The organism is Desulfoscipio geothermicus DSM 3669 (assembly GCF_900115975.1).
GTDB classification, from domain to species: domain Bacteria; phylum Bacillota; class Desulfotomaculia; order Desulfotomaculales; family Desulfallaceae; genus Desulfoscipio; species Desulfoscipio geothermicus.
In genome coordinates, this window is record NZ_FOYM01000018.1 from 55,392 (window position 1) to 81,386 (window position 25,995).

Annotated in this window: 25 protein-coding genes and 8 tRNA genes; 32 read left to right on the plus strand and 1 reads right to left on the minus strand. The window is 53.7% G+C overall.

Annotated features, from left to right (window positions below):
• The first annotated feature begins 26 nt into the window (after positions 1 to 26).
• From BM299_RS11640 to BM299_RS19700, 14 genes are all read left to right on the plus strand, one after another.
• Positions 27 to 557 (plus strand): transcriptional regulator, encoded by a 531-nt coding sequence (locus BM299_RS11640; protein ID WP_092484303.1) that lies wholly within the window; start codon positions 27 to 29, stop codon positions 555 to 557.
• A gap of 15 nt (positions 558 to 572) precedes the next feature.
• Positions 573 to 1,661 carry an NAD(P)H-binding protein gene (locus tag BM299_RS11645; protein WP_092484399.1) on the plus strand — a complete coding sequence of 363 codons (1,089 nt, stop codon included), beginning with the start codon at positions 573 to 575 and terminating at the stop codon, positions 1,659 to 1,661.
• Between the two features lie 229 nt (positions 1,662 to 1,890).
• Positions 1,891 to 2,370, plus strand: coding sequence for a transcription elongation factor GreA (gene greA, locus BM299_RS11655; protein ID WP_092484309.1), 480 nt, complete (start codon positions 1,891 to 1,893; stop codon positions 2,368 to 2,370).
• Between the two features lie 30 nt (positions 2,371 to 2,400).
• Entirely contained in the window at positions 2,401 to 3,912 is a 1,512-nt protein-coding gene (lysS, locus tag BM299_RS11660; protein WP_092484312.1) for a lysine--tRNA ligase, read from the plus strand.
• 134 nt (positions 3,913 to 4,046) lie between these two features.
• A tRNA-Ile gene (locus BM299_RS11665) sits at positions 4,047 to 4,123 on the plus strand.
• Between the two features lie 75 nt (positions 4,124 to 4,198).
• Positions 4,199 to 4,273: transfer RNA gene (locus tag BM299_RS11670), tRNA-Ala, on the plus strand.
• Between the two features lie 5 nt (positions 4,274 to 4,278).
• Positions 4,279 to 4,353: transfer RNA gene (locus BM299_RS11675), tRNA-Asn, on the plus strand.
• Between the two features lie 457 nt (positions 4,354 to 4,810).
• Positions 4,811 to 5,281, plus strand: a complete 471-nt coding sequence (locus BM299_RS11685) for a CtsR family transcriptional regulator (RefSeq protein WP_092484318.1) — start codon at positions 4,811 to 4,813, stop codon at positions 5,279 to 5,281.
• Between the two features lie 14 nt (positions 5,282 to 5,295).
• Positions 5,296 to 5,805, plus strand: coding sequence for a UvrB/UvrC motif-containing protein (locus BM299_RS11690; protein WP_092484321.1), 510 nt, complete (start codon positions 5,296 to 5,298; stop codon positions 5,803 to 5,805).
• 13 nt (positions 5,806 to 5,818) lie between these two features.
• Complete coding sequence (locus BM299_RS11695; protein WP_092484324.1) at positions 5,819 to 6,883, plus strand: protein arginine kinase; 1,065 nt, start codon at positions 5,819 to 5,821, stop codon at positions 6,881 to 6,883.
• A 9-nt stretch (positions 6,884 to 6,892) separates the two neighbouring features.
• Positions 6,893 to 9,337, plus strand: a complete 2,445-nt coding sequence (locus tag BM299_RS11700) for an ATP-dependent Clp protease ATP-binding subunit (RefSeq protein ID WP_092484402.1) — start codon at positions 6,893 to 6,895, stop codon at positions 9,335 to 9,337.
• A gap of 283 nt (positions 9,338 to 9,620) precedes the next feature.
• Positions 9,621 to 10,970, plus strand: a complete 1,350-nt coding sequence (gene radA / locus BM299_RS11705; RefSeq protein WP_092484326.1) for a DNA repair protein RadA — start codon at positions 9,621 to 9,623, stop codon at positions 10,968 to 10,970.
• A gap of 57 nt (positions 10,971 to 11,027) precedes the next feature.
• A complete protein-coding gene (gene disA, locus BM299_RS11710; protein ID WP_092484329.1) occupies positions 11,028 to 12,089 on the plus strand; it encodes a DNA integrity scanning diadenylate cyclase DisA in 1,062 nt (353 codons plus the stop codon).
• Positions 12,090 to 12,383: 294 nt separating this feature from the next.
• Complete coding sequence (locus BM299_RS19700; RefSeq protein WP_092484332.1) at positions 12,384 to 12,644, plus strand: hypothetical protein; 261 nt, start codon at positions 12,384 to 12,386, stop codon at positions 12,642 to 12,644.
• An 88-nt stretch (positions 12,645 to 12,732) separates the two neighbouring features.
• Here BM299_RS19700 and BM299_RS11720 read toward each other — a convergent pair whose 3' ends face one another.
• Positions 12,733 to 13,131 (minus strand): nucleoside triphosphate pyrophosphohydrolase family protein, encoded by a 399-nt coding sequence (locus BM299_RS11720; RefSeq protein WP_092484335.1) that lies wholly within the window; start codon positions 13,129 to 13,131, stop codon positions 12,733 to 12,735.
• A 193-nt stretch (positions 13,132 to 13,324) separates the two neighbouring features.
• On the opposite strand from BM299_RS11720, the gene BM299_RS11725 reads away from it, so the two are divergent.
• The 18 genes from BM299_RS11725 to BM299_RS11810 all read left to right on the plus strand — a co-directional run.
• Positions 13,325 to 13,801, plus strand: a complete 477-nt coding sequence (locus BM299_RS11725) for a CarD family transcriptional regulator (RefSeq protein ID WP_092484338.1) — start codon at positions 13,325 to 13,327, stop codon at positions 13,799 to 13,801.
• 138 nt (positions 13,802 to 13,939) lie between these two features.
• Positions 13,940 to 15,082 carry a PIN/TRAM domain-containing protein gene (locus BM299_RS11730; protein WP_092484341.1) on the plus strand — a complete coding sequence of 381 codons (1,143 nt, stop codon included), beginning with the start codon at positions 13,940 to 13,942 and terminating at the stop codon, positions 15,080 to 15,082.
• Positions 15,075 to 15,764 (plus strand): 2-C-methyl-D-erythritol 4-phosphate cytidylyltransferase, encoded by a 690-nt coding sequence (gene ispD / locus BM299_RS11735; protein ID WP_092484344.1) that lies wholly within the window; start codon positions 15,075 to 15,077, stop codon positions 15,762 to 15,764. Before BM299_RS11730 ends, ispD begins: the two co-directional genes overlap by 8 nt.
• Positions 15,765 to 15,849: 85 nt before the next feature.
• Complete coding sequence (gene ispF / locus BM299_RS11740) at positions 15,850 to 16,332, plus strand: 2-C-methyl-D-erythritol 2,4-cyclodiphosphate synthase (RefSeq protein WP_131820640.1); 483 nt, start codon at positions 15,850 to 15,852, stop codon at positions 16,330 to 16,332.
• A 214-nt stretch (positions 16,333 to 16,546) separates the two neighbouring features.
• Positions 16,547 to 18,013: a glutamate--tRNA ligase gene (gene gltX, locus BM299_RS11745; RefSeq protein ID WP_092484347.1), complete on the plus strand. Its 1,467-nt coding sequence runs from the start codon at positions 16,547 to 16,549 to the stop codon at positions 18,011 to 18,013.
• 165 nt (positions 18,014 to 18,178) lie between these two features.
• Complete coding sequence (cysE, locus tag BM299_RS11750) at positions 18,179 to 18,853, plus strand: serine O-acetyltransferase (protein ID WP_092484350.1); 675 nt, start codon at positions 18,179 to 18,181, stop codon at positions 18,851 to 18,853.
• Between the two features lie 49 nt (positions 18,854 to 18,902).
• The gene (gene cysS / locus BM299_RS11755) at positions 18,903 to 20,360 is read left to right on the plus strand and encodes a cysteine--tRNA ligase (protein WP_092484353.1); all 1,458 of its coding nucleotides are present in this window, start codon (positions 18,903 to 18,905) and stop codon (positions 20,358 to 20,360) included.
• A gap of 2 nt (positions 20,361 to 20,362) precedes the next feature.
• Positions 20,363 to 20,782, plus strand: a complete 420-nt coding sequence (locus BM299_RS11760) for a Mini-ribonuclease 3 (protein WP_092484356.1) — start codon at positions 20,363 to 20,365, stop codon at positions 20,780 to 20,782.
• A 34-nt stretch (positions 20,783 to 20,816) separates the two neighbouring features.
• A complete protein-coding gene (gene thyX, locus BM299_RS11765; protein ID WP_092484359.1) occupies positions 20,817 to 21,557 on the plus strand; it encodes an FAD-dependent thymidylate synthase in 741 nt (246 codons plus the stop codon).
• Positions 21,558 to 21,658: 101 nt separating this feature from the next.
• Complete coding sequence (gene rlmB, locus BM299_RS11770; RefSeq protein ID WP_092484361.1) at positions 21,659 to 22,390, plus strand: 23S rRNA (guanosine(2251)-2'-O)-methyltransferase RlmB; 732 nt, start codon at positions 21,659 to 21,661, stop codon at positions 22,388 to 22,390.
• Between the two features lies 1 nt (position 22,391).
• The gene (locus tag BM299_RS11775) at positions 22,392 to 22,904 is read left to right on the plus strand and encodes an NYN domain-containing protein (protein ID WP_092484364.1); all 513 of its coding nucleotides are present in this window, start codon (positions 22,392 to 22,394) and stop codon (positions 22,902 to 22,904) included.
• Positions 22,905 to 23,125: 221 nt separating this feature from the next.
• The gene (sigH, locus tag BM299_RS11780; RefSeq protein ID WP_092484367.1) at positions 23,126 to 23,770 is read left to right on the plus strand and encodes an RNA polymerase sporulation sigma factor SigH; all 645 of its coding nucleotides are present in this window, start codon (positions 23,126 to 23,128) and stop codon (positions 23,768 to 23,770) included.
• A 685-nt stretch (positions 23,771 to 24,455) separates the two neighbouring features.
• Positions 24,456 to 24,531 (plus strand) — tRNA-Thr (locus BM299_RS11785).
• A gap of 40 nt (positions 24,532 to 24,571) precedes the next feature.
• Positions 24,572 to 24,656: transfer RNA gene (locus BM299_RS11790), tRNA-Tyr, on the plus strand.
• A 68-nt stretch (positions 24,657 to 24,724) separates the two neighbouring features.
• Positions 24,725 to 24,800 (plus strand) — tRNA-Met (locus BM299_RS11795).
• A 3-nt stretch (positions 24,801 to 24,803) separates the two neighbouring features.
• Positions 24,804 to 24,879, plus strand: a tRNA-Thr gene (locus BM299_RS11800).
• A 108-nt stretch (positions 24,880 to 24,987) separates the two neighbouring features.
• Positions 24,988 to 25,064, plus strand: a tRNA-Met gene (locus BM299_RS11805).
• A gap of 368 nt (positions 25,065 to 25,432) precedes the next feature.
• Positions 25,433 to 25,995, plus strand: a 563-nt coding sequence (locus BM299_RS11810; RefSeq protein WP_114340126.1) for a GTP-binding protein, incomplete at its 3' end; no start/stop codon positions are given.

Below are 25,995 nucleotides of genomic sequence, written 5' to 3' on the forward strand. Positions count from 1 at the left end.
GCACAGTTTTGGGGGAGGCTGGGGCCGTGGACTTAATCCGCATCGGCGACAAGGTGGTCAGCAGACACAAGATAGACACCTTAATCAATGAGATTCTACGGCTTCGCTCGGCGGGGCTTTCCCAGACAGATGTGGCAGCCGGCCTGGGCATCGACCGCACCTTGGTATCTCGCCTGGAAAGCCTGGGTGAGGTGCGCAAGGGCAAAAGTGTGGCGGTGATCGGCTTTCCCATCGCCAACCGCGAGGAAATTTATGCGCTGCTGCAGGATGAAGGGGTGGATTTCGCGCTGCTGATGAGCGAAGCCGAGCGACTGGATTATGTCCGGCAAAAAAGCGGCATCGAACTGTTTGACAGCATCATGGAGTTGATTGCCAAGGCTCACTCTTACGATCAGGTGGTAGTCATCGGCTCCGATAAAAGAATTAAAATTATCCGGGCCGTGCTGGACAAGGAAGTGGTGGGCCTGGAAATCGGGGAGTCCCCCCTCAAGGAAGACAAATATGTGGATCCTGCCGAAGTGGCGGCGGTAATCCGGGCCGTCAAGGCCGGTAATTAGGGGAGGAATTTATTGGTGCATACATTTGCTTTCATGATTCACCCTCTGGATATTAACGACATTGCCAGGAAATTCGGCCTTTTGGGCAAGTTGCCGCCCCGCCTGGTGGAAGGTTTGTTTAAATACTCGCCGCCCATCAAGGTATCCAGAATAACCGGCGTATGTTCACCGCACGCCCGGGCGGAGGGCTGGTTCGTGGCCTGCCCCATAACCGCCCGTTTAATGGTGGAACTGCCCGAGAAACAGGTGCTCAATAAAATTATTCAAACCGGTAAACTGGCCCAGAAGTTGGGGGCTAAAATACTGGGGCTGGGCGCATTTACTTCCGTGGTCGGGGATGCCGGTATCACGGTGGCGAAAAACCTGGATATCGCCGTCACCACCGGCAACAGCTATACCGTGGCCACGGCGCTGGAGGGCGCCAAGGAAGCGGCGCGCTTGATGGGGCATGATCTGCAAAAATGCCACGCCGTGGTGGTGGGTGCCACCGGGTCCATCGGGCGGGTGTGCGCCCGCATGCTGGCCCGGGATGTGCGTTCCCTGACCCTGGTGGCCAGGGAAAAAAAACGCCTGGAAGAACTGTCCCACAAAATATTGTATGAAACCGGGGTTGCGGCCCGGGTAACTTCGGATATCAAGCAAGCCTTGCAAAATGCCCAGATCGTCATTACCGTTACCAGTGCCGTGGATACCATTATCGGCCCGGAAGACCTGATGCCCGGGGCGGTGGTGTGTGACGTCAGTCGCCCCCGCAACGTATCCAAACAGGTGGCCGAAAAGCGCAAGGACGTACTGGTCATCGAAGGCGGTGTGGTGGAAGTGCCCGGCGAGGTCAATTTCAACTTTAATTTCGGCTTTCCCCCGGGCATGTCCTACGCGTGTATGGCGGAAACTATGATGCTGGCCATGGAAGGCCGGTTTGAAAGTTTCACCCTGGGGCGTGACTTGTCATTGCAGCAGGTGGAGGAAATCTCCCGGTTGGCCCGCAAGCACGGTTTTCGCCTGGCCGGTTTCCGCAGTTTTGAAAGGGCGGTGAGCCCGGAAGAAATATCACGCATCAGGGAGCGGGCCCGGGCCGCGCTGGCCATGGCCGGGGTAAAATAACTTGTTGCATATTCTTTACATTACCTTGACAAAGTATAAAGGCCTTCATATAATGTTATGGAATGAAACAACAAAATAAAAGGCACTGCAAAAATCCCTTTTGCAGTGCTTTAATAGTAACTGGGGGTTTTTGTTAATAATACGTTTTTCTCCTGGTTTTTCTTTGAATAAATCATGGGGAAAAACATATATTGTTCTGTAAAAAAAGATAACGTTGAGGAGATCAAGTATGACCAATAATAAAGAAGTTATTCTCACCTTAGAAGGCCTAAAAAAGTTGGAAGAAGAACTCCAGCAATTAAAAACCGTGCGCCGGCGGGAAGTGGCCCAGCGCATTAAACAAGCCATTGAGTTTGGCGACATCAGCGAAAACTCTGAGTACGAAGATGCCAAAAACGAGCAGGCTTTTATTGAGGGCCGCATTCTAACTTTGGAAAAAATGCTGCGCAACGCCAAAATAATTGATGATGAAAACCTGGGCACCGAAGTTGTGTCCATTGGTTCCACGGTGCTCTTGCGCGACGTGGAGTTTGGCGATGAAGTTAAATATACAATTGTTGGTTCGGCGGAAGCCGACCCGGAAAAAAATAAAATTTCCAATGAATCTCCGGTGGGCAAAGCCATTCTGGGCAAAAACAAGGGAGAGACTGTTGACGTTACAGTGCCTGCCGGCGTTTTAAAATATGAAATTTTGGATATTATCATGTAGTTTCCAAAGCTCCGGAGGTTAAGACAAGTAATGTCCCATGAAAAAGTACATAACAGCAATAACAAAATAATTGATAAAGAGACGGACCTGAATGAGTTGATACGGGTACGGTTAGAGAAACTGGCCGAATTCCGGGAGCAGGGTATTGAGCCATACGGCGGCAAGTATGAAGCTACCCATACCACCCGGGAAATTTTGGACAACTATGACGACTTCGAGGGCCGGCAGGTAACCCTGGCCGGTCGCATTATGGCCAAGCGGGGGCACGGCAAGGCATCCTTTGCCAATTTGCAGGACAGTGTGGGCCGGATTCAATTATACGCGCGGTTCAATGATATCGGCGAAGAGGCCTACGATTTGTTTACCAAGCTTGATATCGGCGATATTGTGGGGGTGACCGGCAAGGTATTCAAGACCCGGATGGGAGAGGTCACCGTGGCAGCCCAAGCCCTGCGCCTGCTCAGCAAATCCCTGCGCCCGTTGCCTGAAAAATGGCACGGCCTGCGGGATGTGGAACTGCGTTACCGGCAGCGTTATGTGGACCTGATTGTCAACCCCGGTGTCAAAGAGACCTTTGTCAAGCGCAGTCGTATCGTGCACGCCATTCGCAATTACCTGGAGCAAAAGGGGTTCCTGGAAGTGGAGACCCCCATGATGCACCCCATTGCCGGCGGCGCCACGGCCCGTCCTTTTATAACGCACCATAACGCACTGGATATGGACCTGTACCTGCGCATCGCGCCGGAGTTATACTTGAAGCGCCTGCTGGTGGGCGGATTTGATCGGGTTTACGAAATCAACCGCAATTTCCGCAACGAAGGGATCAGCACCAAGCATAACCCGGAGTTTACCATGCTGGAGCTTTACCAGGCCTACGCGGACTACAATGATATGATGGATCTGACCGAGGATCTTATTTATAACGTTGCCAAAGAGGTGCTGGGCACATCTGCCGTGCGTTACGACGATGTGGAAATCAGCCTGGACAAGCCCTGGGCGCGCGTGCCCATGCTGGAGGCGGTAAAAAAATACAGCGGGGTGGACTTTGCGGCGCTGCAAACGGATGAAGAGGCTTACGCCGCGGTGCAGCACTTGCATTTGGAAGTGGAGCGCGGGGAATCCTGGGGGTCTGTTTTAAATAAAGTGTTTGAAGAAAAGGTGGAACCCAATTTAATACAGCCCACGTTTATTTACGATTACCCGCTTGATATATCGCCGCTGGCCAAGAAAAAGGAGGACAGGCCCGACCTTACCTACCGTTTTGAGCTGTTTATTTACGGGCGGGAAATGGCCAACGCTTTTTCCGAATTGAACGACCCGCTGGATCAGAAGGAAAGGTTCTTGAAACAGCTGGAAAAAAGGCGCGCCGGTGATGATGAAGCCCACATGATGGACGAAGATTATATTAACGCGCTGGAATACGGTATGCCGCCCGCCGGAGGATTAGGTATCGGCATTGACCGGCTGGTGATGTTGTTGACCGGTTCGGCGTCAATCAGGGATGTTATCCTGTTCCCGCTGATGAAACCCCGGGATAGTTAATAATTAAGCAACAGTGGCATAAACTGTCTGTTGACTAGAGGCGTGCGCTGTGGTATTATTTAAGATGTCGGTTACAGCATCTATGTAACAAGCAACTTTGCTGTGACCGAAATCTTAAGGCGAGTTGCCAACATGGGCTTGTAGCTCAGCCGGTCAGAGCGCACGCCTGATAAGCGTGAGGTCGGTGGTTCGAGTCCACCCAGGCCCACCAATTTTGTGGTCGGTGGTCGGTGAAGCAGTACCGTTCGCTGAGTAAGGCGGTAAACCGGCGGCAGGCGACCATCATGGGGGTGTAGCTCAGTGGGAGAGCACCTGCCTTGCAAGCAGGGGGTCACCGGTTCGAATCCGGTCATCTCCACCATTTATTCCTCGATAGCTCAACGGTAGAGCATCCGGCTGTTAACCGGAGGGTTGCTGGTTCGAATCCAGCTCGGGGAGCCAAACAACAAAAAGGGGACTGGCTCCGGTAAAAGGGTACAGGCTCCGATTCGATTTGTGAATCGGTGCCTGTACCCCTTTTACCGGAGCCTGTTCCATTTTACGGGGCCTAATAAGCAAAAAAGGGGGACAGGCACTTTTTTCAAAAAACGAAAAAAGAGCCAGTCCCCTTTTTGTTGTTTCTTTTTGCAAAACAATATGTATGTAAACAAAATCAAACGGAAAGATTAAAAATTAAGAGATAATTAATTAAGTCAAGCAAATTTAGCCTTATCTGCAGCTTGAAAATGTAAAAAATCAAGTGCATACTAAGGTTAAGGTAAGGCAAAGTCAAAGTCAAAGCCGGTGTCAGATAATGACCCGGTCAAGGTCCCGCCGGCGCGGCAGGGGCTACCGACCCCGCAAGATAACGGAGACTTGGCGAGTAAGGTTCTCAGCGGGAGGTGTTCAAAGAAACCAAATGTCCAGCATGGCCAATATAATTGAAAAATACTTACACCGGTTAATTGAACAAAGCGAGCAAAAGCTGGTGGAAATTCAGCGCAACGAACTGGCCGAAAAGTTCAATTGCGCCCCGTCGCAGATTAATTACGTGCTCGCCACCAGATTTACCATTGAAAGGGGCTATATGGTGGAGAGCAGGCGAGGCGGCGGCGGATATGTACGGATCGTCAAGGTGCCGCTTAATGCCGACGAACTGGACCTGGTAAACGAGGTGGTCAACCTGGTGGGTGATCGAATTTCCGAGCGCAGCGCCACCGCCATTCTGGCCCGGTTGCTGGAGGAACAGGTTATCGCCCCGCGGGAGGCCGCCCTGGTCAAAGCCGCCATTAGCCGCAATGTACTGCGCATTGGTTTGCCGGCACGTGACCAGTTGCGGGCCAATATATTAAAAGCGATATTAATAACTTTGTTTAAAAACTTGAAGTAACGGGGGGTATGGCGATGCTTTGTGAAAAGTGTCAGGAAAGACCGGCTACCGTGCATTACACGGAGATTATCAATAACAAGCAAAAAAAGATGCACCTGTGCGAAGTTTGCGCCGGGCAGCTGCAGGCCGAGGGATTCAACTTCATGCCCCAGATGAACCTGCATAATTTTTTGGCCGGTTTCTGGAACCAGGTGCCGGGGACGCAAAATTTCGCCCCGCACACCCGTAAGGAGGCGGGGTGCCCGGCGTGCGGTGCGCCGGAAAGCCTTCTGGCCAAGAAAGGGTTGTTTGGCTGTGGTGACTGCTACAAACATTTCGGCGATCGCCTGGAGCCCTTGATGCGCCGGATTCATGGTTCCAGCACCCATACCGGCAAAGTGCCCGAGCGCGCCGGCGGGCGGGCCCGGCTGCTTAGGAAAATTGAAACCTTGCGGGCCCGGTTGCAGGACGCCGTGAACCGGGAGGCATTTGAAGAGGCGGCTCAGTTGCGTGATCAGATCAAGGAACTGGAGAAACAGTTGTAAGGGGGGCGAAAGCATGGGCATAAAGAAAACGGTAAACAGCGCCAGAAGCGGCTGGATGGGAGCGGGCGCCCCGGAAGGGGATATCGTGGTCAGCAGCCGCATCAGGATTGCCCGTAATTTGCACGGCTACTCCTTTCCGCACCTGCTGGACCGGGAAAAGGCTGAACAGGTCATCCATGCGGTCCAGTTGGCCCTGGAAAACGGGGAACTTGTGAAGCAGGCGGGCATCCTCGAGATGAACCGCATGGCGGAATTAAGCCCTGTGGAAAGACAAATACTAGTGGAAAAGCACTTGATCAGCCCCAATTTGCTGGAGGAACATGAGAAAAAAGCCGTGGCCTTGCGGGATGATGAACTGGTCAGCATCATGGTCAATGAAGAAGACCATTTGCGTATCCAGTGTTTGCTGCCGGGACTGCAGTTGGAAAAGGCCTGGGAAATGGCTGACAAGATTGACGATGGTCTGGAAAAGACGCTGGACTACGCCTTTTCCAGTAAATATGGCTACCTGACCGCCTGTCCCACCAATGCCGGCACGGGTTTGCGGGCGTCGGTAATGCTGCACCTGCCCGGCCTGGTGCTGGTGGACCAGATCAGGGGAGTGCTGGCCTCCATTTCCAAGTTGGGATTTACGGTACGGGGCCTGTATGGCGAGGGCACAGAGGCCTTGGGCAACCTGTTCCAACTCAGTAACCAGGTAACCCTGGGACATTCGGAGGAAGAAATAATCAGCAGTCTCAATTCCATCACCGGGCAGTTGCTGGCCCGGGAGCGGGAGGCCCGCAAGGCCTTGCTGCAGCAACGCCGGGAACAGCTGGCGGACAGGGTGGGCCGTTCTTACGGAACCCTGATGCACGCGCACATGATGTCTTCGGAGGAAGCTATGCGCCGCATATCCGACGTGCGCTTGGGTGTAGATTTGCAGATGATAACCGGCATTGCTCCCGAGCAGTTGACGGAGTTGATGGTAATGACCCGCCCGGCATACTTGTTGAAACAGGCGCAGGGAGATTTAAGCCCCGCGCAACGGGATAATATGAGAGCAAATATTATTAGAAGTAAACTCAATCAGAGGTGATAAAAGATGTTGTTCGGTAGGTTTACACAACGGGCACAAAAGGTGCTCATGCTGGCACAAGAAGAGGCCAGGCAGTTGAATCATCCATATGTGGGCACTGAGCATATATTGTTGGGATTGATCAGCGAGGGCGAGGGTGTGGCCGCCAAGGCTCTGGCCGGGCTGGGCATTCAAGCCGATAAGGTGCGCGAATTAGTGCTCCAGTCCATCGGCAAGGGGGAGGAAGCCCCCCGGGAAATGGCCCTTACCCCGCGGGTGAAAAGGGTGCTGGAACTGTCCGTGGATGAGGCCCGCCGTATGGGAACCAATTACGTGGGCACCGAACATTTATTGCTGGGCCTGATCCGGGAAGGCGAAGGCGTAGCCGCCCGGGTGCTGGCTGCGCTGGGCGTGGATCAGGACAAGGTGCGCCAATTGGTGATCCAGATGCTGGGCGGTGCCGGCGGGGCGCCGCAGGGGCAGCCGAACCAGCCGGGTTGCGCCGGTGGCGCCTGTGGCAGCAAGACGGTCACCCTGGACCAGTTCGGACGGGACCTGACGGCCATGGCCCGGGATGATAAACTGGATCCCGTGGTGGGGCGGGAAAAAGAAATCGAGCGGGTAGTGCAGATTTTAAGCCGCCGCACCAAAAACAATCCCGTGCTCATCGGCGACCCCGGTGTGGGCAAAACGGCCGTGGTGGAGGGCCTGGCCCAGCGCATCGTGGCCGGCAACGTGCCCGAGGTGCTGCTCAACAAGCGCCTGGTTACCCTGGACCTGGCTTCCCTGGTGGCCGGAACCAAGTACCGGGGCGAGTTCGAGGACCGGTTGAAAAAGGTAGTGGAGGAAATCACCCGGGAGAAAAATATAATTGTTTTTATTGACGAACTGCACACCATCATCGGTGCCGGAGCGGCGGAGGGGGCCATTGACGCCGCCAATATATTAAAGCCGGCCCTGGCCAGGGGTGAACTGCAGTGCATTGGGGCCACCACCCTGGATGAATACAGAAAGCACATCGAGCGCGATTCCGCCCTGGAGCGCCGCTTCCAACCCATTACCGTGGAAGAACCCACCGTGGAGGAAACGGTGGAAATACTAAAAGGGCTGCGCGACAAGTATGAGGCTCATCACCGGGTGCGGATCAGTGACGCGGCCCTGACGGCGGCGGCTCGGCTGAGCGACCGGTACATTACCGACCGGTTCCTTCCGGATAAAGCCATTGACCTGATGGATGAAGCGGGCTCCCGGGTTAGGCTGCGGGCCTTTACTGCGCCGCCGGACGTGAAAGACCTGGAGCAGCGTATTGAAGAAGTACGCAAGGAAAAGGAAGCTGCCGTAAATAACCAGGAATTTGAAAAGGCGGCCCAGTTGCGGGATGAAGAGAGCAAGCTGCGGGAGGAACTGGAAACCCGGCGTTCTGACTGGCAGCAGAAAAAAGGCGGCGAGGAACTGGAAGTGGCCGAGGAGGACATCGCCCAGGTTGTGGCCAGTTGGACCGGCATTCCGGTGCGCAAGCTGGCCGAGGAAGAATCCGAACGCCTGCTGCGTATGGAAGAAATACTGCACCAGCGGGTGATCGGCCAGGATGAGGCGGTCAGAGCGGTATCCCGGGCCATCCGCCGGGCCCGCGCGGGCCTCAAGGATCCCAAGCGGCCCATCGGCTCGTTCATCTTCCTCGGGCCCACCGGGGTGGGTAAAACTGAACTGGCCAGGGCGCTGGCCGAGGCCATGTTCGGCGACGAGGACGCCATGGTGCGCATCGATATGAGCGAATACATGGAGAAGCACGCTGTCAGCCGGCTGGTGGGCGCGCCCCCGGGATACGTGGGCTATGATGAAGGCGGCCAGCTTACCGAGGCCGTGCGGCGCAAACCATATTCAGTGGTGCTGCTGGATGAGATTGAAAAGGCGCATCCGGATGTGTTCAACATCCTGCTGCAGGTGCTGGAGGACGGCCGGCTTACTGACGCCAAGGGCCGTACGGTTGACTTTCGCAATACCGTCATCATCATGACCTCCAACGTGGGCGTGGACTTGATCAGGCGGGAGACCAGGCTGGGCTTCAAAGACGAGGAAGGGCAGGAAACCGGTTATGAGACCATGAAGAAAAAAGTAACCGATGAACTGCGCCGCGCCTTCCGGCCCGAGTTTCTCAACCGTATTGACGAAATTATTGTCTTCCATTCCTTGAGCCAGGAGCATATTAAGGATATTGTGGGCCTCATGGTGCAGGAAGTGGCCAAACGGCTGGCTGATAACGACATTGCCATCGAGGTTTCCGAAGCGGCCAAGGAATACCTGGCCAGGGAAGGCTTCGACGAGAATTACGGCGCCAGACCGCTGCGCCGGGCCATTCAAAAGGAAATTGAAGACCGCTTGTCCGAGGAAATGCTTCGCGGCACCTTCAAACGCGGCGACCGCGTGCGCATTGACAAAGAAGCCGACGGCGGCCTGCAGGTGGAAAAAATATAACGGTTTGGTTTAAAACCGGGCAAGAAGTAAACTTTGCTTCCTGCCCGGTTTTTTCCTTTGTTAAGTATACCAAAAAGGAGGCAAAAAAGGGGACTGGCTCCATTTTCGTTTTTTGAAAATGGTGCCTGTCCCCTTTTTTGCTTGGCTCCATTTTCGTTTTTTGAAAATGGTGCCTGTCCCCTTTTTTTGCCTGGCTCCATTTTGGTACATGTTCATACTCTTTATAAAGCATGATTTATTGTGCTATAATATAACAATATAATTATCCTCGGGAGTATTTGCCATGCCTGCAAAAAAAACCGGTTATTACTGCAACATATGCGGGCACTTTACCTCCCGCTGGCTCGGGCGCTGCGCCGGGTGCGGTGCGTGGAACAGCTACGTGGAGGAAGTGGTCGCCCCCGGACGCGCCGGTCGGGGAAGCGGCGGTCGGGAACGCCCGCGATCGGTAACCGAGGTGTCGCCGTTGGATAATGAACGCTGCTCCACCGGCATGACGGAGTTGGACCGGGTACTGGGCGGCGGAGTAGTGCCCGGTTCCCTGGTATTGCTGGGAGGCGATCCGGGCATAGGCAAGTCCACCTTGCTGTTGCAGGTGGCGGGGGCGGTAAGTTCCAGCGGCCGCCGGGTACTTTACGTGTCCGGGGAAGAGTCCCCCCGCCAGATTAAACTACGGGCGGACCGGCTTGGTACAAGCAATTCCGAGTTATATCTGTATACGGAAACCGACCTGGAAGCCGTGGATGGGCAGGTGGCGGAGATAAACCCCGCGCTGTTGGTGGTGGACTCCATCCAGACCATGTATTTGCCGGACGTTACTTCAGCCCCCGGCAGCGTGAGCCAGGTACGGGAATGCACAGCCCGCCTCATGCGCCTGGCCAAGGACCGTTCCGTTTCTGTTTTTGTGGTGGGACATGTTACCAAGGAGGGTACCATTGCCGGGCCCCGGGTTATGGAACACATGGTGGACGCGGTGCTGTATATCGAAGGGGAACGTCACCAGTCATTTCGCATCCTGCGTGGCGTAAAAAACCGCTTCGGTTCCACCAATGAGATCGGGGTTTTTGAGATGTCCGGCGCCGGGCTGCACGAAATAGCCAATCCTTCCTCCTTTTTCTTGATGGACCATGCTTACCGGGACGTGGCCGGAACAGTGGTGGTGCCTACGCTGGAAGGTACCCGGCCGCTTTTGGTGGAAATTCAGGCCCTGGTCTGCCCGACGTCATTCGGGGTGCCCAGGCGCATGACTGCCGGGGTGGACCATAACCGGGTGGCCCTGATTATGGCGGTGCTGGAAAAACGGCTGGGGTTGATGCTGGGCAATTACGACGCCTATGTCAACGTGGTAGGTGGCGTAAAAATCGATGAACCTGCTGCGGATTTGGGCATAGCTGCGGCCATTGCCTCCAGTTTTCGGGACCGCCCCATGGACGGCCGCACGGTGGTAATGGGGGAGTTGGGTTTGACCGGAGAACTCAGGCCCGTCACCGCTGCAGATAAAAGAATTCGGGAGGCCGCCCAGCTGGGATTTGGCCGCTGCGTGGCGCCCCGGCAAAAGGGTTTGCCGGAACTGGACGGAATTCAAGTATTGGAAGCCGCTACGCTGTCGGAAGCGCTTGATTTAGTGTTTTAAATGACGACACTCCGGCATAGCGTGTTTAATAATCGAGGGTAACATAAAGGAGGAACAATGGAAGACAGGTTGCTGGATGTTCTGCGAATAGTTGCACCGGGCACGCCGCTGCGGGAAGGAATGGAAAATATATTACGGGCCAAGACAGGCGGCCTGCTGGTAATTGGCGACGGCCCCGAGGTTATGGAGTTAGCGGAAGGCGGTTTTGCCGTAGATGCCGAATTTACCCCGGCCAACCTTTACGAACTGGCCAAAATGGACGGGGCCATCATTATCAGTGAGGACGTGAAACGCATCATTGCCGCCAACACGCAGTTAATCCCCAATTTAAGCATTCCTTCCAGCGAGACGGGTATCCGGCACCGCACAGCGGAACGGGTGGCCAAACAAACCGGTTACCTGGTCATTTCCATCTCGCAACGGCGGAGTGTCATTACCATATATAAAGGCAATCTCAAATATGTATTGAGGGAATTGGGGGTCATTATCACCAAGGCCAACCAGGCCATGCAAACTCTGGAAAAGTACCGCAATGTGCTAAACCGCGTGGTGGCTAATTTGAGCATCCTGGAGTTTGCGGAAGCCGTGACCCTGTATGATGTTGCAAAAGCCATTCAGCGCACGGAAATGGTATTAAGGATAGCCAGTGAGATCAGGCGTTACATTTGCGAACTGGGCACCGAGGGCCGGCTTATTACCATGCAGTTGGAAGAGTTGGTGGTCAATGTGGAGGACGAGGGACTGCTGATGGTTCAGGATTATGCTGCCTTAAGCGGTGAAAAACCGCCGGAAAGCGTCATGGCCATGATTAGCAGCTGGCCGGCCGAGGATCTGCTGGACCTCACTTTGATTGCCCGTGCGCTCGGTTACCCCGGTAGTGCCAGCATTTTGGACCAGGGAGTGGCGCCCCGGGGTTACCGCATACTACAAAAGATCCCCCGGCTACCCTTGCAGGTGGTGGAAAACCTGGTGCGGGAGTTTGGCTCGCTACGCAAGGTGCTGGGGGCCACCATTGAGGAACTGGATGCCGTGGAGGGTATCGGAGAGGTGCGGGCGCGTTCTATCAAAGAGGGCCTGCAGCGGTACCGCGACCAGCTTACCCAGGAGCGACATGTGTAAAAAAGGGACAGGCACTGGTTAGTTTTGTGAATCGGTGCCTGTCCCCTTTTACCGGTGCCTGTCCTGAAAAATAGTATCTTCCTTTTAGGACCGGTGGTCCCCGCTGCGTTCCCACTTCATTCTATGCCTTGCCATGTTTATGGCAAGGGCTAAGGTTTGAAGTATTAAAAAGCGCGCGATTAAGGGAGCTGATTTAATGCGCGCTTTTTAAAGAACTCCCGCGCGTGATGCGCACCAGCGGCTACTAGTTGGGGACATACCTCCGACCCCAAAGCCAATCCCCGAAGAGGAGGTGTGTCCCCTTTCCTATTTCCGAAACCGGACCGGCTTCAATTCGCCGTGCATCTTGCTTATGCCCTGCGGGTATGCCCGGAACGGGTAGCCGCTCGTCCGGTTTCACAGCCTCGCTGCGCAGGGTGCTTACCGGTGCTCCGGGACGTCACTTGCGGGGAACTGCCGGCCCCCCACACCGCTTTTTCATTCCCTGATGGTGCCGCGCAGGCGGCAGGCATGGGCGTTTGTCCCTTTTTTATTGTCTTTCTTATTTTTACGTAAATATGTAATTAATGTAATTGCAGCGATAAAGGAAAATCGACTGCCGTTGTTGAATATCTATAATTATAAAGAAGCTTGCGCTAAAGATTTACGCCAGGTTGTATATACCCAGGGTTTTAAGTTTTTTCTGTTCCTTGATTAATATGTCGTACATGTTCAGGTCGAGCAAATTGCACAGGGCGGCCATGTAAAAAAGGGTGCGCCCCATTTCCAGTTCCAGTGCTTCCCGGCACGATTCACACAATTCACCATCCAGGTGTGAATCCAGGTACTTTTTCAGTTCCTCCAGGGTTGATCCGGAGGGAATTTGCTTTTTATTGGCATTTATTTTTAAACACCCACAGCCGGTAACTGATTTGATGATGGCCCGGTTCATTCTGGCGTTGGTTTCCTGCGATTTTGCCAGAAGATCCAGGATGCTCCGGTTGTAGAGCAGTAATTCAGAAACCGTATGTTGAAATTCATCGTAGATAATATCTTTGAGCAAACGGTTTCACCATCCTTTATGATTTTAAAACCTTGCAGTAATTATAACGGCCGGCGGCTTGTCCTGTCAAACTTTCGAATTTCAAAAATATTGTTGACACAATGTGCATGCTATGCTAAAATATTAGATTTCCTTGACAATATTCTGCTTCTGTGGTATATTAATTTATGAATATTGTAAGGAGGTCCGGGAATTGTTTAAAATAGGAGATAAGGTTGTCTATCCCATGCATGGGGCCGGAATTATTGAGGCCATTGAGGAAAAAGAAGTTCTCGGGGAAACCAGACAGTATTACATTCTCAGGTTGCCGGTGGGGGATATGAAAGTGATGATCCCCATTACCAACTGCAAGGAAGTGGGCTTGCGCCAGGTCATAGATGGTGATGGGGTGCAACGGGTTATGGGGATTCTCAGCGAAAAGTCCACCAGCATGTCAGACAACTGGAACAGACGCTATCGGGCCAACTTGGAAAAAATAAAAAGCGGCAACATCTATGAGGTGGCGGAAGTGGTTAGAAACCTGGTTAAAAGGGACAGAGAAAAAGGGCTTTCCTCCGGGGAGAGAAAAATGCTGGAAAATGCCCGGCAGATTTTGGTAAGCGAACTGGTGCTGGCTACGGAAATGGAAGAAGATAAAACAAAAACCATGATAGATCAGGCATTCGCCTAATACGTCAGTATAATCTGACGTATTTTTATTTGCCGGAAAAAATCTCCAAAGGAGGTTGAAACAAACCGGGAAATCAATCATAATAGAATAAAATACCTATGTAAATAATAATTAACAGTAAAGGAGGTGAAACGGGACATGGTGAAAAAAATTGTCTTCATTTTTATGGTGATTTTATTTGCGGCTGCCGGGGGTTATGTAGGTTTATACCTATCTGAACTTGGTTTGCTGCCCCTGACTGAGACCATGGAAATGGGCTTCATCGGTTTAACTACCCTGGTCGGTCTGGTGGCGGGCATTTTATTGACACCCTGGCTGATTCGATTCTCCCTGTGGCTTACTGCCCTGCTGGAGCAAATGCTCAGCAAGATGCCTGTGCAGGACCTGGTTATGGGCTCGGTGGGGTTGATTATCGGACTCATAATAGCTAATTTATTAGGTCAAGTTTTTTCTTTCATGGGCTTTATCGGCATGCTGGTCCGGATAGCGGTGACGCTTCTGCTCGGCTACCTGGGATTGGCGGTCAGCATAAAAAAACGCGAAGAAATTATGGGATTTTTCAGCAGCCTTTCCCGCCTGGGTGGTGTTAAGGAAAAGGCAACTGCGGATTGTAAGCAGCCTGGTATCCAAAAAATCCTGGATACCAGCGTGATCATTGACGGGCGCATCGCGGATCTGGCCGACAGCGGGTTTATCGAAGGGACCCTGTTGGTGCCCGGTTTTGTGCTGGAGGAACTGCGCCATATCGCTGATTCCTCAGATTTGCTCAAGCGTAACCGGGGGCGACGCGGCCTGGATATTCTGAACAATTTGCGTAAGGGCTCTGCCGTTAAAGTGATTGTCTACGATAACACCAAAGGAATTGACGAATCTTTGGAGGTGGACACCAAGCTGGTCAAGCTGGCGCAAAAATTAAACGCAAAAATTATCACCAATGATTTCAATTTGAACAAGGTGGCCGAACTGCATGGCGTCAGGGTGCTCAACATAAATGAGCTGGCCAATGCCGTCAAGCCGGTTGTGCTGCCGGGAGAGGAAATGCTGGTGCAGGTGGTTAAAGAAGGCAAGGAACCCGGACAAGGTGTGGCCTACCTGGACGACGGGACCATGATCGTGGTGGATGGCGGTAAACGTTTCATGAACAAAACCATTACCGTGCTGGTCACCAGCGTGCTGCAAACGGCGGCGGGGCGTATGATTTTTGCCAAACCCAAGACCGAGAACCGCAACGATGTGCAGCAGGACGCCCACCGGTACAAAGAGGTGAACGTCCTTGGGTAATTTTTACGCCGTGGTGGCTGCCGCCGGCCGGAGCACCCGGATGGGCCGGGCAGTGAACAAGCAGTTGCTCGACCTGGCCGGCCGTCCTGTGGTGGAGCATTCCCTGCGGGCATTGCTGGCGGTGCCGGTGGACGGCATTATCCTGGTGGTCACGCCCGGCGAAGAAGCACAATTTGCCGGGGCGCTGGCAGATATATTGCAAAGAGAAAACATTAAAATTGTACCGGGCGGCGCCAGCCGCCGCGCATCGGTCGGGCAGGGCCTCGGGGCACTGCCCGCTGACGTTGAACTGATATTGGTGCACGACGGCGCGCGTCCCCTGGCCAGGCCGGACAACATCCGGGCAGTCGCCGGGGCGGCCCGGCGCTGGGGCGCCGCCACACTGGCGGTGCCCGTAAAAGACACCGTTAAAATGGGCAGCGCGGAAAACTTTGTGCGGGAAACCCTGCCCCGGGAAATGCTGTGGCAGGTACAAACCCCCCAGGTATTTTGCCGCGACCTGCTTATGGAGGCGCACCGGGCGGCGGCCCGGGATGGGTACGAGGGTACGGACGACGCATCCCTGGTGGAGCGCCTGGGTCGGCCCGTCAAACTGGTGCGAGGCGAATACACCAATATCAAAATCACCACCCCCGAAGACTTCGCCCTGGCCCAAATATTGATGGGGTCAGACTTAAACTAGTTTAAACTAACTCTTTTATTTGCATATTAAGTTTTTGTGGTTAGTTTAAATAAGTTTAAGTCTGACCCCCAAAGGTGAGGTGATGATTTTGCGGGTGGGCATCGGGTATGATGTGCACAGGTTGGTAAAAGGACGGTCTTTGATTTTGGGCGGGGTCGAGATACCGTATCATTTGGGACTGGAGGGTCATTCGGACGCCGATGTGCTGGTGCATGCCGTTATGGATGCCCTGTTGGGCGCGGCCGGCGCGGGTGATATCGGCAGACACTTCCCCGACACTGACCTGCGCTACCGGGGCATTTCCAGTCTGGTTTTATTGAAGCAGGTGATCAATTTATTGAATGCCCGTCATTGGGAAGTGGGCAACGTGGATGCCGTCATAATCGCCCAGGCACCCAAAATGGCTCCTTACATAAACCGGATGCGGGAAAACATCGCCCGGAACATGTTTATGGCCCCGGAGCAGGTGAATGTGAAGGCCACCACCACGGAAAAATTAGGTTTTGCCGGCCGGGGTGAGGGTATCGCGGCCCAGGCGGTGGCCTGCATATATCAAGGGCAGCGATAGCCCTTCACTGCAGCAAATAACATGTGCGGGGCGTCGGTTTTACCGGTACCGTTACAGTCAATAATAAAAGTGACAGGTGGTTTTTCGCCGTTATCCGTTTCGCGGAACGGCTTTTCTTTTATCTGGCAAAACAGTGTTAAAAGTTGCTAGTCCGTAAGGGGCAGTGTTATAATTAAGTGTCGAAAAACAGCTATGGTAAGGAGTGGAACCAATATTGAGCGGCGAAGTCAAGGTTAGGTTTGCACCCAGCCCGACGGGGCCTTTACATATCGGTGGGGCGCGTTCTGCCCTTTTTAACTGGCTTTTTGCCCGCCGGTACGGCGGCAAGTTCGTAGTGCGTATCGAGGATACCGATCTGGAGCGGTCCTCTCGGGAATCGGAAGAAAATATTGTTTCTTCCCTGCGCTGGCTCGGCCTGGATTGGGACGAGGGGATCGACGTGGGCGGCCCCGGCGGGCCGTACCGCCAGACCGAGCGCCTGGATCTGTATAAACGCTATGCGGAGCAGTTGCTGGCTAACGGAATGGCCTACAGGTGTTATTGCAGCGAGGATGAACTGGCTGCCCAGCGGGAGAGCCAGCTGGCGGCGGGGGATATGGTCCGTTACACCGGAAAATGCCGGGATTTGACGCCGGAAGACTGCGCGCGCCTGGAAGGGGAGGGGCGCAAACCGGTTATCAGGTTTAGGGTGCCTGCGGACAAGCTGATTACTGTCAGGGATAAGGTACGGGGGGATGTTAATTTTGACTGCGCCGGCATAGGCGATTTTATAATCGTTAAATCGGACGGCATTCCCACGTATAATTTTGCCGTGGTGGTAGACGACCACTTCATGGGTATCACCCACGTAATGCGGGCCGAGGAACACCTTTCCAATACGCCCTTGCAGGTATTGTTGTACGAAGCGCTGGGCTGGCCCGTACCCGCATTTGCACATGTTTCCCTGATACTGGGCAAGGATCGTTCCAAAATGAGCAAACGTCACGGTGCCACATCCATTGAGCAATACCGGGAACTGGGGTATTTGCCGGAGGCGCTGGTAAACTTTCTGGCCCTGCTGGGCTGGTCTCCGGGCACGGAAGACGAGGTATTAACCCTGGAACAACTGCAGGAGCAGTTTTCGCTGGAGCGGGTGTCCAAAAGCCCGGCAGTATTTGATCTGGAAAAACTGAACTGGCTGAACGGTTACTATATCCGGCACAGTTCACTGGAGCGGATAACCGAACTGGCCGTGCCGTTCTTGCAAAAGGCGGGTTATTTGCCGGAAAACCCGGACAAAACCATGTGGGAAAAGGCGCGTTTGATTGCCGCGGCAATCAGGGAACGCATTGAATATATGGATCAAGTTACAGAACAAGCCCGGGTATTTTTTGTCGATCCTGGTTACGAAGATCCCCAGGCGCGGGACATACTGGCCCAGGAGCAGGTGCCGGAGGTTTTTCGGGCGCTGCAGGATAAACTTGCTGCATTGCCGGCGGTCCTTGACGAAGAAACGGCCCGGGGGTTGTTGAAAAAACTGCCCAAGGAACTGGGCCTGGGCGGCAAGAAGGTTTACCAGCCGCTGCGGGTGGCGTTAACCGGAAAAACCAGCGGCCCGGAACTGCACCACCTGCTGCCCGTGCTGGGCAGCCAAAGGGTGATCACCCGGCTGCAAAACGCGCTGGCCGCCGCCGGCGCGTAGATTAGCCAGCGCAGTAGGGACCACCGAACCCGTAAGACGACGGATAACTTCCATCTTGTTTGTGGTGCGGTACCAAGAGAGGCAGAATACGGCTTATGGATTTTTCAGTGGTGCCATGCAAAGGCAAGCATACAATGATGCTAAAATTGAAAGGTAGGGATTAATTTGTTTTTCGGTCGGCTCCGAAAAGAAATACAGGCGGTCTTTGACAGGGATCCGGCCGCTAAATCGGTGCTGGAGGTGCTGCTTTGCTATCCCGGGCTGCATGCCATAATTTTGCACCGGATAGCACATTTTTTTTACCGGCACCGGTTTTTCCTTGTTGCCCGGCTGATTTCCCAGTTTGCCCGGGCGATAACCCAGATTGAAATCCACCCGGGCGCCAAAATAGGCGAAGGTCTGTTCATCGACCACGGCGCGGGAGTGGTTATCGGAGAAACTGCTGAAATAGGCAACAATGTGACTATTTACCAGGGGGTAACCTTGGGCGGCACCGGCAAGGAAAAGGGTAAGCGTCACCCCACCATCGGGGATAACGTGGTCATCAGTACCGGGGCCAAAATATTGGGATCGTTCAAGGTGGGAGAAAACAGCAAGATCGGCGCCGGTTCCGTGGTGTTGAAACCCGTGCCGCCCAACAGCACCGTTGTCGGGGTGCCGGGCAAAGTGGTTATTCGGGATGGTGAAAAAGTGGGTACGGCCGGGGTATCCATTATTGATTTGCGGCACGACCTGCTGCCCGACCCTGTGGCCGAAGCTATGTACGCTATGCAGAAAACCATTGAAAGGTTGGAACAACGCGTGGCGGAATTGGAAAAACAGCGAAGTAAGCCGGAGTAAGGTTTTGAGGAAAGTTTATTTTCATGGGTATAAAAGGGGGAATCGAGGTTTGCGCGTGTATAACACCCTGACCAGGCAAAAGGAAGAATTTAAACCCCGGGAGCCGGGCAAAGTGGCCATGTATGTTTGCGGGCCCACCACCTATAACTTTATTCACCTGGGCAACGCCCGGCCTATCGTGGTTTTTGACACTGTCCGCCGCTACCTGAAGTATAAGGGATTTGATGTGCGTTACGTGCAAAACTTTACTGACATAGATGATAAAATCATCAACCGGGCCCGGGAGGAACAGGATGACCCCTTGAAACTGGCCGCCCGCTACGTGGATGAATACTACAAGGACGCCGATGCGCTGCATGTTTTACGGGCTGATATCCATCCCAAAGTGTCCGGGCATATTACGGAAATTATCGAAATGGTTAAAACGCTTATAGAAAAGGGTTACGCTTATGTAGTAGACGGCAACGTTTACTATGACGTGCGCAAGTTCGCCGCTTACGGCAAGCTGTCCGGGCGGGCACTGGAGGACATGCAGGCGGGCGCCCGGGTGGATGTTGATGAACGCAAGCGTGATCCCATGGATTTTGCCCTGTGGAAATCGGCCAAACCCGGGGAACCGGCGTGGGACAGCCCGTGGGGCATGGGCAGGCCGGGCTGGCACATTGAGTGTTCCGCCATGGCCCTGAAATACCTGGGCGTTGGTTTTGATATTCACGGCGGGGGTTTTGACCTGGTTTTTCCCCATCATGAAAATGAAATCGCTCAGTCCGAGGCGGCCACGGGACATCCTTTTGCCCGCTACTGGATGCATAACGGTTTCATTACCGTCAACCAGGAAAAAATGAGCAAATCCCTTGGTAATTTCTTTCTGGTGCGGGAAATATTGAGTAGGTTTCCGCCGGAAGTGGTGCGCTTTTACCTGCTGGGTACGCACTACCGCAGCCCCCTGGATTTTGACGACGAAAAACTGTCGGCGGCGGCCAGGGGCATGGAGCGCATAAAAAACAGTATTCGTTTGCTGGAAGAGGCCCTGGCGGGTCGGGATGAAGGCGCGGCATCCCGGCCGGACCCGGCGCTGGCGGCCCGCCTGGACGAACTGCGCGGTGAATTTGAAAAGGCCATGGACGACGACTTCAATACCGCCCTGGCCATCGGGGTAATGTTTGACCTGGCCCGGGAAATAAACGGCTGTCTGGCCCGGCAAGATTTCCCTAATAAGGCGGAAAAAACCGCCGCGCTGCAAAAGGCCCGGGATCTGTTCAGGGACTTCAACAGTGTGCTGGGCGTTTTTAAAACAGGCGCGGACGGCGACATTCAATTGGATGAAGAAGGTGAAGAAGACCAGAGCCTGGTGGAGGAATTGATTGGTTTAATCATTGAAGTCCGCCAGGAGGCGCGCAAGAAAAAAGACTGGTCCACCGCCGACCACATCCGGGACAGGCTGAAGGAAATGGGCATCGTCCTGGAAGATACACCGTCCGGGGTGCGCTGGAAGAAGCAGGGATGATTATGTTTGGACAAGCGGATTTAAAGGTTAATCCGGTGGAGCTACCTTCGCTGGTGCTGGCCTATATCGGCGACGCGGTGTACGAACTGGCCGTACGGGAGTACCTGATCAACCGGGGCCTGACCAACGTCAACAAACTGCACCGGGAAGCCGTGCGGCATGTGCGGGCTTCCACCCAGGCCCGGGTGTTCCACGCCCTGGAAGGCTGTCTGGACAAAACCGAGGAAGCGGTGGCCCGGCGTGGGCGTAACGCCAAGTCCGGCCACGGTCCGCGCGGTAACAACATTATCGAGTACCGCCATAGTACAGGTTTTGAGAGCCTGGTGGGCTACCTGTACCTGCAGCGGGACTGGGCCAGGCTGGAGAAGATCCTCAGCCTGGCCAGAGAGGTTATTGAACAGGAATTGGATTCTAATACATAAATATTGATATTAATTTAATTCGGGGGAACATTATATGGGGAGAACGGAACTGCGGGTGGAACTGCTCCAGCATACTGAAAATCCGGAGCAACTGGTGGCTATGGCGGCAAAACTGTGCTATTCCGCCGCCGGTATCGGCGAACTGCAAAAGGGCGTTTCCGCCCGGGATCAATCGGGCTTTGTGCGCAAACTGTCCGACATGGGCCACCTGTCGCCTTTTGAACACGCCACTTTCACCTTCGGCATAGAAGGGGTTTCGCGCAGCCTGCTGGCCCAGATCACCAGGCACCGGATCGCCAGTTTCAGCGTCAAATCCCAGCGTTACGTCGGCGAGGGCAGCGCCGCTAACCGGGATGACGTATTCAATTACATAATCCCGCCCCGCATTGCCGCGCTGGGCGAGGCTGAAGTAAAAGAATATTCCCGGCAAATGGCGCAAATGCAGCAGTGGTATGATTACTGGCTGGAAAAGCTGGCGGCTGCCGGCGATGCCGCCAAGGAAGACGCCCGGTTTGTCCTGCCCAACGCTGCCGAAACCAAGTTGGCGGTGACCATGAATGCCCGGGAACTGCTGCACTTTTTTGCGGTGCGCTGCTGTAACCGGGCGCAGTGGGAAATTCGCGCCTTGGCCACGGAAATGCTTCGCCTGGTGCGCCGGGTGGCGCCCGAGTTATTCCGGGAGGCCGGCCCGCGCTGCCTCATGGGGCCCTGTCCCGAGGGCCCCATGTCCTGCGGTGAACATGCGGCGGTGAGGGAAAAGTTCCGGCAGTTGTGATTATTGCTAAAAGCTTAGCGTGAAACAATAGTAGATAAATAACCGGTACCGCAGTGAGAAATAATTTTCATTGCGGGGTGAACCGATAGGGTGAATTGATCATGGAAGAAATAATTGCCGGCCGTAACCCGGTGTGTGAGGCGCTGCGGGCCGGCAGGCCAGTGAATAAAATATTTATCGCTCGGGGTGCCAAATCGGCTGCCACCGCTGAAATTATCGGGCTGGCCCGACAAAGGCAGGTGCCGGTGCAAAACGTGGACAAGCCTTTTTTGGACCGGTTGGCCCCCGGCGCTGTGCACCAGGGCGTCATTGCCCAGGTTGCGCCTTACCAATACGCCGATCTGGATGATATCCTGGCCGGGGTTGGTGACACCGCCCCCCTACTGGTGGTGCTGGACGAAGTTACCGACCCGCATAATCTCGGGGCCGTGATCCGTTCAGCCGATGCCGCGGGAGCGCACGGCGTGGTCATTCCCCGGCGTCGGGCCGCCGCCGTCACCCCCGCGGTGGTCAAAGCGTCCGCCGGTGCTGTGGAGTATTTGCCCGTGGCCCGGGTGGGCAACCTGGCCCGGACCATTGACCAGTTGAAAGAGCGCGGTATCTGGGTGGTTGGGGCGGATGCGGCGGCCCGTCAGGTAATCTGGGAAGCCCCGCTGGACGGCCCCCTGGCCATTGTGGTGGGCGGGGAGGACAAGGGCCTGGGCCGGCTGGTGCGGGAGAAATGTGATTTGCTGGTTAAACTTCCTATGGCGGGCCGGGTGAATTCCCTTAACGCCTCGGTGGCCGCGGCACTGGTGTTGTTTGAAGCGGTGCGGCAAAGAAGTAGGGGTTAACATGAGCGAATATATCGTGGTGGATGGGTATAATGTGGTGCACGCCTGGCCCGAGCTGGCCAAGTTGAAAGAGGAAAGCCTGGAGCACGCCCGGGACCGGCTGGTGGACATGCTGGCCAATTACGCCGGGTACAGCGGCGATCGGGTGGTGGTTGTGTTTGACGCGCACCGGGTTAAGGGAAATGCCGAAAGATATGAGGAAATAAACGGCGTGCAGGTGTTTTACACCCGGGAGGACGAGACCGCCGATGCGTTGATTGAGCGACTGGTGGGCGATCTGCCCCGGGACGGGTATACCAGGGTGGTAACGTCGGACTGGGACGAACAACGCATTATTCTTGGGCGGGGCGCTTATCGCATGACGCCGAAGGAGTTGAGTCAGCGGATAATGCGAGCCGAAAAAGAGGGTCAAAAGCCTTATAAGCACAAAAACCCCACAGATGATTATTTGGAAAACCGTCTGGCGGGAAATATTCGTCAAATATTTGAACAGTGGAGAAGAAAAAAAGAATAGGTGGAATATGGGTGGCCAGGGAGCTTTTTTACTTGACGAGCCCTGTGAGGGCGGATATAATATTTCTTGTAAATATGGATACTAATCAGTTGATAGAGAAAATGTATTATTTGCCCCATGCTATCTGGGATTAACTGCCCGGATTTACTTGTCTAATGAAGCGTTGCGGGCTATTTTTGTTTTGGGTTTAGTTAGGGGAAATTATGGCGGGAGGGATATTGTTGAATTTAAATGCCCAAAGGGAGGCTTCCAGCGATTTTCAGTTAATGATTGACGAAGATGTCGTGGAATTTGCTCGCGAGGGTGACGACGCAGCTCTGGAATACCTGATTAACAAGTACAAAAATTTTGTACGAGCCAAGGCCCGCTCATATTTTTTGATCGGTGCGGACCGGGAGGATATTATCCAGGAGGGTATGATCGGTCTATACAAGGCGATTCGTGACTTTCGGATGGACAAGTTGTCGTCTTTTAGGGCTTTTGCTGAACTTTGCATTACCCGGCAGATAATTACCGCAATCAAGACAGCTACCCGGCAAAAACATATTCCGCTGAATTCTTACGTATCACTAAATAAGCCCATATACGACGAAGATTCCGACCGTACTTTGCTGGATGTTATATCCGGTTCGAAAATTTCCGATCCTGAGGAACTGATTATCAGCCGGGAAGAATTCGACGATATCGAAGAAAAAATGGGTGAAATTTTAAGCTCGCTGGAATGGAAAGTGTTAATGTCCTACCTGGAGGGCAAGTCTTACCAGGAAATCGCCGAAGACCTCAAACGCCATGTCAAGTCTATTGATAATGCCCTGCAAAGAGTTAAACGGAAATTGGAGCGTTACCTGGAAAAACGCGAAGCGTAAATAATAAATCAATTAATTCTTAAAAAAAACCGGGTTGCCGCGCGCAACCCGGTTTTCTATCATTAAGGAAAGTGTACGCAAAAAGGGGACCGGCTTCGGTAAAAGGGGGACAGACTTTCATGCCGCTATCGCGGCACTAACAGAGGATGAAAAAGCTTTGTGGAGGGCCGGGGGCTCCCCGCAAGTGACGTCCTGGAGCGCCGGTAACCCGGCACTCAATTTACGTTAACTTCTTGGTCACGGAATAACCGACAAATTGTGGTGAGCAATGCAAGTTATTGAGTGCCGGGGCGCAGCGAGGCTGCGAAACCGGACGAGCGGCCATGGATGGCCGCGAGAGGCTGAAACTGAGCCTACTCGTTCCGGGCATACCCACAGGGCACAAGCAAGATGGACGGCGAATTGAAGCCGGTCCGGTTTCGGAAATAGGAAAGGGGAAACACTTCCTTTTTTGGGTCGTAGCTTTGGGGTCGGAGGTATGTCCCCAACTAACAGCCGCTGGTGCGCATCACGCGCGGAAGTTCGGAACGCACGGGGATCACCGGCCCTAAAAGGAGATGCTTTTCTTTCAGGGCAGCCAAAGACGGGGGAAGGTTTGATATAATATTTCCCCTGGCAGAAGTTTTCTGGCGGCAACCTGTTGACAACAATCTGTATTTAACGTATAATAACTTTTGTCGCAAGTGCCGGCGTAGCTCAATTGGCAGAGCAGCTGACTTGTAATCAGCAGGTTGCGGGTTCGAGTCCCATCGCCGGCTCCAGCATGAAATTCGGTCGAATGCCGAGTTGGTGATAAATAATGGAGAGGTTCCCGAGTGGCCAAAGGGAGCAGACTGTAAATCTGCCGGCGACGCCTTCGCAGGTTCGAATCCTGCCCTCTCCACCATTCATTTTAAAAACCAAAAATTACAGTTTGAAAAGTAATTATGAATGTGTTATAATAAAAAATGTTGACGCGGGGTGGAGCAGCCGGTAGCTCGTCGGGCTCATAACCCGAAGGTCGGGGGTTCAAATCCCCCCCCCGCAACCAAATGCCACTATAGCTCAGTAGGTAGAGCGCATCCTTGGTAAGGATGAGGTCACCGGTTCAATCCCGGTTAGTGGCTCCATTTTCGTAGTTTGTAGTTCGAAGTTGGAAGTTCGAATAGGTGAAATTGGCCAATGGCCATTTCAGTAAATTATCGAACCTCGAATTTCGAACATCGAAATTCGAATAGGGCGGCGTAGCTCAGATGGTTAGAGCATGCGGTTCATACCCGCAGTGTCCGGGGTTCAAATCCCTGCGCCGCTACCAGCATAACCAGCTATACAGCTGGTTTTTTGTTAATTCTGCCTTTTGAGGTTTAGATAATCGATTTTTCAATAAGCGATTTTTTTTTGCTTTGCAGGATTTGATTATTTATTATAGAATACAATTTGATGGTATTGAGGGGTTATTTGAAATAAAAATAGGTAAAAATGGCAACAATTTAATAGTATCCAATATTTTAGCCCGGCAAAGTGATATAGTTGTTTTTTACATATTTAATGCCTTTGCCGGTGTATGTTTGGACAAGTGTTTATTTTAAAATTCTTGCCGGAACTGCAATAACCGGATTTTCGGCAAGGTAAAAATCACAAAGAAAAAAGGCTGGATACCCTGCAAGGAGGAATTGAAAAACCATGGCAAAAGCGAAATTTGAGCGTACCAAACCGCACGTAAACATTGGTACCATCGGCCACGTGGACCACGGCAAGACCACCTTGACCGCGGCCATCACCACCGTACTGTCCACCGTGGGCCACGCTTCCGTCAAGAAGTATGACGAAATCGACAACGCGCCGGAAGAAAAAGAGCGCGGCATCACCATCAACACGGCGCACGTGGAATACGAGACCGAGAATCGTCACTATGCGCACGTGGACTGCCCGGGTCACGCCGACTACGTCAAGAACATGATCACCGGCGCCGCCCAGATGGACGGCTCCATATTGGTAGTATCGGCCGCCGACGGCCCCATGCCCCAGACCCGTGAGCACATCCTGCTCTCCCGCCAGGTAGGCGTGCCCTACATCGTAGTATATCTGAACAAAGCCGACCAGGTAGACGACCCTGAACTCTTGGAACTGGTCGACATGGAAGTGCGTGAACTGCTCAGCCAGTACGAATTCCCCGGTGACGACGTACCCGTCATTACCGGCTCGGCATTAAAAGCCCTGGAATGCGGCTGCGGCAAGCGCGAATG

Bases quoted from the DNA above. Each gene is read 5' to 3' on its own strand.
- greA (WP_092484309.1), top strand. From the start codon at position 1,891: ATGACCAATAATAAAGAAGTTATTCTCACCTTAGAAGGCCTAAAAAAG.
- disA (WP_092484329.1), top strand. From the start codon at position 11,028: ATGGAAGACAGGTTGCTGGATGTTCTGCGAATAGTTGCACCGGGCACG.
- BM299_RS11685 (WP_092484318.1), top strand. From the start codon at position 4,811: ATGTCCAGCATGGCCAATATAATTGAAAAATACTTACACCGGTTAATT.
- BM299_RS11730 (WP_092484341.1), top strand. From the start codon at position 13,940: ATGGTGAAAAAAATTGTCTTCATTTTTATGGTGATTTTATTTGCGGCT.
- BM299_RS11760 (WP_092484356.1), top strand. From the start codon at position 20,363: ATGTTTGGACAAGCGGATTTAAAGGTTAATCCGGTGGAGCTACCTTCG.
- BM299_RS11775 (WP_092484364.1), top strand. From the start codon at position 22,392: ATGAGCGAATATATCGTGGTGGATGGGTATAATGTGGTGCACGCCTGG.
- BM299_RS11690 (WP_092484321.1), top strand. From the start codon at position 5,296: ATGCTTTGTGAAAAGTGTCAGGAAAGACCGGCTACCGTGCATTACACG.
- lysS (WP_092484312.1), top strand. From the start codon at position 2,401: ATGTCCCATGAAAAAGTACATAACAGCAATAACAAAATAATTGATAAA.
- radA (WP_092484326.1), top strand. From the start codon at position 9,621: ATGCCTGCAAAAAAAACCGGTTATTACTGCAACATATGCGGGCACTTT.
- rlmB (WP_092484361.1), top strand. From the start codon at position 21,659: ATGGAAGAAATAATTGCCGGCCGTAACCCGGTGTGTGAGGCGCTGCGG.
- BM299_RS11695 (WP_092484324.1), top strand. From the start codon at position 5,819: ATGGGCATAAAGAAAACGGTAAACAGCGCCAGAAGCGGCTGGATGGGA.
- thyX (WP_092484359.1), top strand. From the start codon at position 20,817: ATGGGGAGAACGGAACTGCGGGTGGAACTGCTCCAGCATACTGAAAAT.